This window comes from Actinoplanes sp. NPDC049548, from assembly GCF_040676695.1.
Taxonomy (GTDB): Bacteria; Actinomycetota; Actinomycetes; order Mycobacteriales; family Micromonosporaceae; genus Actinoplanes.
Map to the genome: position 1 here is coordinate 1 of NZ_JBFAPM010000066.1, position 1,550 is coordinate 1,550.

Annotated in this window: 1 protein-coding gene; it reads left to right on the forward strand. The window is 70.8% G+C overall.

The features are described 5' to 3' along the window. Nucleotides 1-54: 54 nt before the first annotated feature. Nucleotides 55-1,550 (forward strand): amino acid adenylation domain-containing protein (locus AB0J80_RS38465; RefSeq protein ID WP_364714777.1); only part of this gene is annotated, 1,496 nt, incomplete at its 3' end.

A 1,550-nucleotide genomic window follows, 5' to 3' on the forward strand; every position in this document is an offset into this window, starting at 1 on the left:
GTGCTGAATCCGCAGCGGTCCACGGCGCATCATCCGTTGTTCCAGGTGGCGTTGGTGTTGCAGAACACTCCGCCGGGTGAGTTCCGCCTGCCCGGGCTGCGCGTCACCCCCGAGTCGCTGCAGACCGGCACGTCGCGCTTCGACATGCTGCTGTCGCTGGAGGAGCGGCACGACCGCAACGGCCGTCCGGCCGGCATCCGGGCCGACGTGGAGTTCGCCGCCGATCTCTACGACGAGGAGACCGTCCGGCGGCTGCTCACGCGCTGGGAGCTGCTCTTCGACCAGGTGCTGTCCGAACCGCAGTCGCCCCTGCACCGTCTCGACGTCCTGCTGCCCGACGAGCGGCTGTCCGTCCTGCAGGAGTGGAACGACACCGGCCGGGACGTACGCGAGGAATCGCTCGTCACGCTTGTGGAGGAGCAGGTACGCCGGACGCCTGACGCGACGGCCGTCCGCCTCGGCGAGTCCACCCTCACGTACCGGGAGCTCGACGCCCGGGCCAACCGGCTGGCGCACGAGCTCGTCGCACACGGAGCCGGCGCCGAACGCGTGGTCGCCGTCATGCTGCCCCGGTCGCTGGAGACCGTGGTGGCGATGCTCGCCGTCCTGAAGGCCGGCAGCGCCTATCTCACGCTCGACCCGAGCGATCCCCCGGAGCGGCTCTCGTTCGCCCTGACGGACGCGGCACCTGTGGTGGCGGTCGTCGGAGAGAGCACCCGGCTGCTCTGTGCCGGCATGGAACTCGCCGTCGTGGACATCGACGCGCCGGAGACCCGGTCCGCGATCGCCGCGCACGACGCCACGGCCGGGCCGGTCCGCTTCTCCCACCCGTCCGCACCGGTGTACGTCATCTACACGTCGGGTTCGACCGGCCGGCCCAAGGGCGTCCTCGTCGAGAACCGCGGCCTGACCAACAACCTGCAGTGGATGCAGGACGCCTACCCCCTCCATCCCGGCGACGTGCTGCTCTTCCGCACCTCGGTGCGCTTCGACTCGGTCGGTCTGGAAATCTGGCTCCCTCTGCTGGCCGGTGCCACGATCTGCGTCGCGCCCGCGGAGTTGCTGCGTGATCCCGAAGGCCTCGTGACCTACGCCGCGCGCTGGGGCGTCACCGTGGCGCAGTTCCCGCCCTCCCTCCTGGCGACACTGCTCACGCCCCCGGCCGGTCACACCGTCAGCCGGCTGTGGTCGAGCGGTGAGGAGCTCACGGCCGAGCTGGCGGCGCAGGTGTCGGCCACATGGGGCGCCGAGCTCTTCAACCTGTACGGGCCGACCGAGACCACGATCCAGGTCGCGGCGTCGACGTGGCGTCCCGGTGGCCACGGCAGTGTGCCGATCGGCCGTCCGACCTGGAACACCCGCCTGCACGTGCTCGACGAACGGCTGCGGCCGGTGCCCCCGGGGGTGCTGGGCGAGCTTTACGTTTCCGGTGTCCAGGTCTCGCGCGGTTACATCGGTCGGGCGGCTCTGACGGGTGAGCGGTTCGTGGCGTGTCCGTTCGGTGTGGGTGAGCGGATGTATCGGACCGGGGATCTGGTGCGGTGGCGTGC